7 protein-coding genes are annotated in these 8,275 nt (G+C 28.5%); 4 read left to right on the top strand and 3 right to left on the bottom strand.

Annotated elements, in window-relative coordinates:
* Positions 1-43: 43 nt before the first annotated feature.
* Entirely contained in the window at positions 44-898 is an 855-nt protein-coding gene (locus LJD32_RS09875) for a response regulator (protein ID WP_227403817.1), read from the bottom strand.
* 89 nt (positions 899-987) lie between these two features.
* Here LJD32_RS09875 and ftsW point away from each other — a divergent pair, with 89 nt between their 5' ends.
* The 3 genes from ftsW (at position 988) to LJD32_RS09860 (ending at position 5,363) form a co-directional block, all read left to right on the top strand.
* The gene (gene ftsW / locus LJD32_RS09870) at positions 988-2,061 is read left to right on the top strand and encodes a putative lipid II flippase FtsW (protein ID WP_117788878.1); all 1,074 of its coding nucleotides are present in this window, start codon (positions 988-990) and stop codon (positions 2,059-2,061) included.
* Positions 2,062-2,095: 34 nt separating this feature from the next.
* On the top strand, positions 2,096-3,226 hold the full coding sequence (locus LJD32_RS09865; RefSeq protein ID WP_227392288.1) for an alanyl-tRNA editing protein: 1,131 nt from the start codon (positions 2,096-2,098) through the stop codon (positions 3,224-3,226).
* Between the two features lie 85 nt (positions 3,227-3,311).
* Positions 3,312-5,363 (top strand): elongation factor G, encoded by a 2,052-nt coding sequence (locus tag LJD32_RS09860; RefSeq protein WP_227392287.1) that lies wholly within the window; start codon positions 3,312-3,314, stop codon positions 5,361-5,363.
* A 221-nt stretch (positions 5,364-5,584) separates the two neighbouring features.
* On the opposite strand, the gene murD is transcribed toward LJD32_RS09860, so the two are convergent.
* Together murD and mraY are read right to left on the bottom strand one after the other, a co-directional pair.
* Positions 5,585-6,928 (bottom strand): UDP-N-acetylmuramoyl-L-alanine--D-glutamate ligase, encoded by a 1,344-nt coding sequence (murD, locus tag LJD32_RS09855; RefSeq protein ID WP_175301839.1) that lies wholly within the window; start codon positions 6,926-6,928, stop codon positions 5,585-5,587.
* Between the two features lies 1 nt (position 6,929).
* Entirely contained in the window at positions 6,930-7,907 is a 978-nt protein-coding gene (gene mraY, locus LJD32_RS09850; RefSeq protein WP_032089521.1) for a phospho-N-acetylmuramoyl-pentapeptide-transferase, read from the bottom strand.
* Positions 7,908-8,087: 180 nt separating this feature from the next.
* Here mraY and LJD32_RS15365 point away from each other — a divergent pair, with 180 nt between their 5' ends.
* A complete protein-coding gene (locus LJD32_RS15365) occupies positions 8,088-8,213 on the top strand; it encodes a hypothetical protein (protein ID WP_264472149.1) in 126 nt (41 codons plus the stop codon).
* The last annotated feature ends 62 nt before the right edge of the window (positions 8,214-8,275 follow it).

The following is an 8,275-nucleotide window of genomic DNA, read 5'->3' as shown; positions in this document are numbered from 1 at the left end:
ATCATTTTTTCTTTTAAAAAATTAAAAAAACGAAATAATTTTCTTATTTCGTTAACATCTTTTTAGCTGCTTGATACATTTTTTCATAATTTACAGTTTCACAAGTTCTACAATATCCTATTTGTAAATCCATATTTTCAGAAATATCAGATAATTTCTTTTGTGAAAATATTCTTAGAAGTTCTTCTTTTCTTACATAAGCAAGTTCCTTAGACATCATATGATTAACAAAACATACAAATTCATCTTGATCAACACGCCCTAATATATCTATATTTTTAAAATTCATGGAAATGAAATCACTCATTTCTTTTACTAATTTATCTCCTCGATGACTTCCTTCTTGTTTGTACACTTCTTCTAAACCCTTTAGCTTAAATACAAACAAAATTTTTTGACCTGTTTTATTTTCATCTAATTTTTCATCAATAAGCCATTTAGCAGTATCAAATTTATATATCTTTGTTAAATCATCAATTTGTTGATTATTCATTAAAGATTCTCGTAATTTCTTTAATTCTTTCAATCTTAAATAATTACTTGCTGCATTTTTTACTCTTTGTAAAACTACTTCTTCATAGATAGGCTTTTGAATACAATCATAGATACCATAATCAAAAGCTTGTATTAAATCTTTAGGATTATCACTTGCTGTTAAAGCAACAATAGGAACTTGTGACAATCTTTTATTCTTTTTTATTTGTCTAATCAAATCCATTGTCCCTGGCGTAATTAAATCAATCAACATAACATCAAATTGATAATCTTCATCTTCAATTATTTTTTTAGCGTCAGCTATATTTTTTGATAATGTGATTTGAAAGTCATTTTCTAATAATTTTTGTAATAAAATCATATAAATCGTAGCATCTTCTACTAAGAATAATTTCATAAACATCACATTCCTCTCGCCTTTATTATATATCAAAAATATACTTTTTATAAAATAATTTAAATTAGTTTACATATAATAAAACGGTGGTAACTATGAAAAAAAGAAAAATACTTCTTATTGTATTTATTATTCTATCTATCGGTTTATTAATGGTCTATAGTTCTTCACATATATGGGCGCAATATAAAGAAAATGACAGCTTCTATTATTTTAAAAGACAAGCTATTTTTGTAATAGTCGGTCTTCTTTTACTTTTTTTCTTTTCTAAAATAGATTATCACCTCTATCAAAAACATAGTCTTAAAATTATTATTCTTGCTACAATTCTTTTAGTTCTAGTACTCATTCCTGGAGTAGGTATTGTCAGAGGTGGTTCAAGAAGTTGGTTTAATTTAGGACTTTTTGCCTTACAGCCTTCTGAAATCTATAAAATAGCGCTTATTATTTATGTCAGTGACTATATCAGCCATCATTATCACCAAATGAAAAAACTACGTTATTGTTTAAAACCACTTATTGTTATGGGAATCGGCTTTTTTCTTATTATGTTACAACCTGATTTTGGAAGTGGCTTTGTCATGTGTTGCAGTATTCTTTTAATGATTATTATTACCCCTTTCCCGTTTCGATATATTATTTTTTTAGGACTATCTGGAATTTTAATGATTATTTTAATGATTATTTCTGCCCCTTATCGAATGAAAAGAATTTTTGCTTTTTTAGATCCTTTTCAAGATCCATTAGGATCAGGATTTCAAATGATTCAATCACTCTATGCTATTGGTCCTGGAGGAATTTTAGGAAGTGGTTTTGATCAAAGCATTCAAAAACATTTTTATTTACCAGAACCACAAACAGACTTTATTTTTGCTATTTATTTAGAAGAATTTGGTTTTATAGGAGGGATTTTATTAATTCTTTTATATGCTTACTTATTTATTACTTGTTTCAATTATGCAAAAAAAGTAGACGATCTCTTTGGAAGTTTTTTAATGATCGGTATGACTTCCATGATTGGAATACAAACTATCATTAACTTAGGGGTCGTTGTTGGATTATTTCCTGTTACAGGTGTAACTTTACCTTTAATGTCTTATGGAGGGACTTCTTTACTTGTTACTTTGATTGAAATCGGTATTATGTATAATATTATCAAATCTATTTAAATATGGTATGATTTGAAAGAATGGATGTGATAATATGACAATTAAACTTTATGACAAAGATGCTTATCTGACAATTTTTGAAGCTCAAGTCATAACATGTACAAAAAGAGAAAATGATTATGATATTGTATTAGATCAAACTTTATTTTTTCCTGAAGAAGGTGGTCAAACTTGTGATCATGGTACTTTAAATGATGTTGAAGTCATTGATGTACAAATCATCAATCAAGAAATTCATCATTATACCAATGCTCCTCTTTCGGGAAGTGTTAAAGGAAAGATTGATTTCAATTATCGTTATAATAATATGCAAAATCATAGTGGTGAACATGTTTTATCAGGGCTTGTAAAAAGTATGTTTGGTTTTGATAATAGTGGTTTTCATTTAAGTGACCATGAAATTACAACGGATTATAACGGCTTTTTAAATGAACAACAGTTACAGATATTAGAAGCTAAGGCCAATGAAGTGATTTTAAATAACAAAGTCATTCATTGTTTCTATCCAGAGGATGCTGATCTTTATGATTATCGAAGCAAAAAAGAAATCAATGAAGCAATTCGTTTGGTAGAAATCGAAGGTGTAGATTGTTGCGCTTGTTGTGCCCCTCATGTACGTTCAACAAGTGAAATTGGCATGATTAAAATATTAAAAGCCATGAAACATAAAAATGGAATTCGTCTCTATTTTGTATGTGGCCATCGTGCTTTTGTAGATTATCAAGCTAAGCACCTACAAGCAATAAATATTTCTCAAAAGCTTTCATTACCACCTGATGATCTTGTAAAAGGTATTGATCAACTTTTAAACGAAAACAATCAATTAAAACAAGAACTTTCAAGCTTAAAAAAACAAATAATTGATCAACAAGTACAATCATTACCTCAGCAAGATCATTATTTAATTTTTACTAATGATCTAGATCGTTCTTTACAACAATATTATTTAAATCAATTATTTCCATTGTGTTCTAATTATGTAGCTATTTTTGTAGGAAAAGATGAAAATTATCGTTTTATAATTGCAAGTAACAATGACTCTAGAGAGCTTTTAAATAAGTTAAAAGGTCACTTTGAAATCAAAGGCGGCGGTAAAGCAAATATGGTTCAAGGACAAATCAAAGGAAATCAAAAAACAATACAAGATATTTTAGAGAATAACTAAGGTTATTCTTTTTTGTTGTAATCGCTTTCTTATATAAAGAAATCATTGTATAATATAAATAGTTATATAAGAAAGGGGAATGTCTATGAATTTATATCACTCAAATAATATTGGAAATGTAGCTGTTTTAGGACATCTTGGTTCAGGAAAAACAAGCGTTATTGAAGCCATGGCAAAACGTGCAGGAATTTCTCAACAAATAGGAACTATTAGTCAAGGAACAACTATTTCTGACTATGACGTTGAAGAAATTAAACGTCAATCTTCAATTAATTTATCACTTATTCCCTTAGAATGGGATTATTGTAAAATTAATTTATTAGATACTCCTGGTAATTTTGATTATGTAGGAGAAGTAGAAGCTGCTTTACACGTTGCAGAATCAGCTGTCATTGTTGTTCCTTCTTATAAGGATATCAGTATTGGTACAAAGCAAGCCATGTTTAGAGCAAAAGATAAAGCTAAAATTATTTATATTAATGGCTTAGATAATCCAGATGCCAATTATAAAGAAAAATTAAATCAATTGAAAAAAGCCTATGGTAAAGGAATTGCACCAATTCAAGTTCCTATCATGGATCATGATAAAATGATAGGTTATATTAACGTAGCTAAAATGGAAGGTCGTATTTTTAAAGGAGAACATACAGAACCTTTCCCTATTCCTGAAGATATGATGGATGAAGTTATGCCTATCAAAGAAATGATTGATGAAGCTGTCGCTAATACAAATGATGATTTATTAGAAAAATTTCTAAATGAAGAACCTTTTACTAAAGAAGAAATTTCTTGGGCTTTACGTCAAGGAGTTATGAATCAAACATTGATTCCTGTTTTATGTGGAACAAGTAATATTGGTATTCAAATTTTATTAAATTCAATGGTTGCTTTCTTCCCTGCTGCAGGTGATACATGTAATTCTATCATTGTAGAAAATATTGATACACATGAAGAAGATATCATCGGTTTTAACGAAAGTCTACCACCTTCTTTATTCATTTTTAAAACAATTGTTGATCCTTTTGTAGGAAGAGAATCACTTTTTAAAGTTTGTACAGGTCATATTCAAACAGGAATGTCTTTATTAAATGTCAATAAAAATGAAGTTGAAAAAGTGAATAAACTTTACATAAAAAGAGGAAAAGAACTTATTGAAGTTGATGAATTATGTGCTGGTGATATTGGATGTATGACAAAGCTTTCTCATTCTTCAACAAATGATACTTTATGTACATTAGATTATCGTATGAAATACCAACCTATTCATTTTTCTAAACCATATTATGGTAAAGCTATTCAACCTATTGGTAAAGCAAATGAAGAAAAGATTGCTAGTGGTATTACAAGATTATTAGAAGAAGACCAAACTCTAAAATTTGAAAATAATCATGAAACAAAACAACAATGTATTTATGGTATTGGAGATATTCATTTAGAAAGTGTTGTTGCTAAATTAAAATCTAAATTTAAAATTGATGTTAAATTAAGTAATATGAAAGTTTCTTATCGTGAAACAATTCGTAAAAGTTATACTCAACGTACAAAGTTTAAAAAACAATCAGGTGGTCATGGTCAATATGGTGAAGTAGAAATTCTTTTTGAACCAACAAAAGATTATAGTCAATCTTATACATTTAAAGAAAAAGTATTTGGTGGGGCTGTCCCAAAAGCTTATTTCCCTGCTGTTGAAAAAGGATTGATTGAAAGTGTTAAAGAAGGAGTTATTGGTCATTATCCTGTTTTAGGTATACAAGCTACTTTATTAGATGGTTCTTATCATAGTGTAGATTCAAGTGAACAAGCTTTTAAAACAGCAACTATGATGTGTTTTAAAGAAGCGATGAAACATCTTGATCCATGTTTATTAGAACCTTATGTCATTTTAAACATTTATATTGATGAAGAATATTTAGGTGATTTGATGTCACATGTTAATAAAAAACGTGGTAAAGTCCTTGAAACTGATAGTTTAGATGATGGTTTAATCAAACTTGTTTGTCGTATTCCTCAAGTAGAAATATTAGAATTTGCGATTGATTTACGTTCTATTACTCAAGGTCAAGGATTGTATGATTATCATTTTGATGGATATGAAATCGTGAATGATGATTTAGTAGAAAGATTGTTAAAAAAGTAAAACTTGATAAACGTATTTCAAGAAGTCCTAAGGGACTTCTTTTTTTGGACTATCCGTCCATTGAAAGAAGGAAAAGAGAAAGATAAAATAATAAAAAAGAAATATTTGTGAATTAAATGTGAAACAAATATGAGACGAATTATCTTTAAACATATGATGCAATTAAATCAAGAAAGCTCCTTACATCAATATTAAAAAAAGAGAGTATGCTTTGTACTCTCTTATTTTTCATTTACATATTGTTTGAAAATTCTTCCTCTTTCTTCATAACCCTTGAATTCATCAAATGAACTTGTTGATGGAGAAAGTAAGATGATATCTCCTGGTTCACTTATTTCAAATGCTTTATTAACAGCATCTTTTAAAGTTTCTTCATAATAAGCATTTTGATGATGCATATCTTCTTTAAAACGTTTACCTGCCGCTCCAAAAGTCACGAGCTTTTTAATACATGAATTATAAGTAGACATTTCTTGTAAGTCTAATCCTTTATCAAAACCACCCATTAATAGAATAACCGGTTGTTTAAAAGCTTTTAAAGCAATAATACTTGCATCTGTATTTGTTGCTTTTGAATCATTATAAACTCTAACACCATTATATTCTCTAACGAATTCAATACGATGTTCAACCCCTTTAAAATGACTCACAACATCTTTAATCACTCGAGGACTTACTCCAGCAACTAAACAAATAGTAGTCGCAATCATAATATTTTGGACATTATGATCTCCTACAATCTTAATATCCTTTAAATCAATAATATGTTCCCCTCTAAAATAAATCGCTTGATCAATAATGCTACAATCAGCTGGTTTATTTAAAGATTGTGTTAAAACACAACAATAAACATGATATCTTTGTAAATATTCTTGTAAAGTTTCATCATCAATATTATTAACAAAAACTTCATCATCACTTTCACAATTTTCATAAATACGCATCTTAGAAGCATAATATTCATCTAATGAAGCCATATAATCTAAATGATCAGGTGTTAAATTAATAACAGTTGAAATTTCTGGTCTAAATTTATCAATATCTAGTAATTGGAAATTAGACATTTCAATAACAATATAATGATTTTCTTCTTCTAATAAATTATTTTCTAAAACAACATCACATAAAGGTTTACCAATATTACCTGCAAAATGAACATGTTCATATTGTGCTTTTAATATTTCATAAATCAAAGTAACAGTTGTTGTTTTACCATTTGTCCCTGTAACAGCAATATAATGTTGTTTTTTAGCTACTTGATAAGCCAATTCAATTTCTGTATAAACAGGAATACCTCTTTCCTTTAATCTTAAAATAAAAGGTTTATGATAATTAATTCCTGGATTTTTAACAACAAAATCAAAGTCTCTTTCAAAAAGTTCATCTGGATGTCCACCAGCAATAATTTCAATACCTGCATCCAAGTATTCTTGATATCCTTCAATCTTTTCTAATTCTTTTCCTTCATTGATTGTAATTGTTGCATTTAACTTTTGTAATAACTTGACTGCTGCCTTACCACTTCTAGCAAGACCAATCACTAAAACCTTTTTCCCTGTTAACATTTTACATAACTCCTATCACAATAGCGATAATACCACAAATAAATCCAATAAACCAAAATGAAATCGTTACTTGTTGTTCAGACCAACCTAACATTTCAAAATGATGATGAATTGGTGCCATTTTAAAGACACGTTTTCCTCTTGTTTTAAAAGAAACAACTTGAATAATTACTGATAAAGTTTCCATTAAGAAGACACCACCAACAACAATTAACAATAATTCTTGTTTTGTTAGGATTGCTAAAATAGCTAAAAATCCACCAAGTCCAAGAGAACCAACATCTCCCATAAAAATACGTGCAGGATGATAGTTAAAATACATAAATCCAAGTAATGCTCCAACCATTGCTGTAGCATAACTTGCAATCGTATAATCTTTAATCATAATAGCATAGATGATAAATGGTGCAATTGCAACCATTGAAAGACCTGTCGCAAGACCATCCAAACCATCAGATAAATTAACACCATTACTTTCACCGGTAAACATAATAAATACTAAAACAGCATAGAACCAACCAAAATCAATATTTACTTTCACAATTGGAATAGTCACTTCTGTTGTAAAACCAGGTACAAAATTTTCTAGATACAAATAACATCCTACTGCCAAAATAGCTTGCATCAAGAATTTTTGCCATGCTTTCAATCCTTCATTTTGATGTTTTAAAATAATTAAAGCATCATCAATAAATCCAATTAAACTATAACCTACTAAAACAATTGTAATTAAAATCAAATTAGGATTTGTTATATTTTTATAATTTACAACAAACGCCGCAATCACTGCCGCTAAAACAAAAACAACACCACCCATTGTAGGTGTTCCACCTTTTTTCTTATGTGATTCTAATCCCTCTTCTCTTTCTACTTGTCCAAATTTCATTTTATGTAGAAATGGGATGACTTTAGGCATTGCAAGTAAAACTAATAAAAGTCCAATACCAAATGCCAACATTAACTTTATAAAGTTTTCCATAAACTTCATTCCCCTTCATTCTTTATTTCTTTTACACTATACCACACTTTTTTATCTCCTTCAAATTTCTAAAAAAAACGTTCTCTTTTTTTGAAAATTATCATTTTTCTTATAAAGACATATTAGAATTCACTACCTTTTATTAATAAGGGGGAAATTATAAAAGAAAACAACACAAGTATGGAAAATCTTTACAAATTAGATGGTAAAGTTCCAATTTTAAAAGCAATTCCTTTTGGATTGCAGCATATCTTAGCAATGTTTATTGCAGGAATTGCAACTTTGATTCAATTATATCCTATTTAGAAAATCGGTTCACGTTTACCTATTGTTATGGGTGTCTGCTTTACTTTTGTAGCTATCTTAAC

This window comes from Faecalibacillus sp. TM498 (assembly GCF_020589955.1).
Lineage (GTDB): Bacteria > Bacillota_I > Bacilli_A > Erysipelotrichales > Coprobacillaceae > Faecalibacillus > Faecalibacillus intestinalis.
The sequence above is the reverse complement of the archived record's forward strand: the minus strand, read 5'-3'. Positions and strand labels throughout refer to the sequence as shown.

Coding starts and splice junctions, on each gene's coding strand:
- LJD32_RS09875 (WP_227403817.1), bottom strand. CDS start 898: ATGTTTATGAAATTATTCTTAGTAGAAGATGCTACGATTTATATGATT.
- ftsW (WP_117788878.1), top strand. CDS start 988: ATGAAAAAAAGAAAAATACTTCTTATTGTATTTATTATTCTATCTATC.
- LJD32_RS09865 (WP_227392288.1), top strand. CDS start 2,096: ATGACAATTAAACTTTATGACAAAGATGCTTATCTGACAATTTTTGAA.
- LJD32_RS09860 (WP_227392287.1), top strand. CDS start 3,312: ATGAATTTATATCACTCAAATAATATTGGAAATGTAGCTGTTTTAGGA.
- murD (WP_175301839.1), bottom strand. CDS start 6,928: ATGTTAACAGGGAAAAAGGTTTTAGTGATTGGTCTTGCTAGAAGTGGT.
- mraY (WP_032089521.1), bottom strand. CDS start 7,907: ATGGAAAACTTTATAAAGTTAATGTTGGCATTTGGTATTGGACTTTTA.
- LJD32_RS15365 (WP_264472149.1), top strand. CDS start 8,088: ATGGAAAATCTTTACAAATTAGATGGTAAAGTTCCAATTTTAAAAGCA.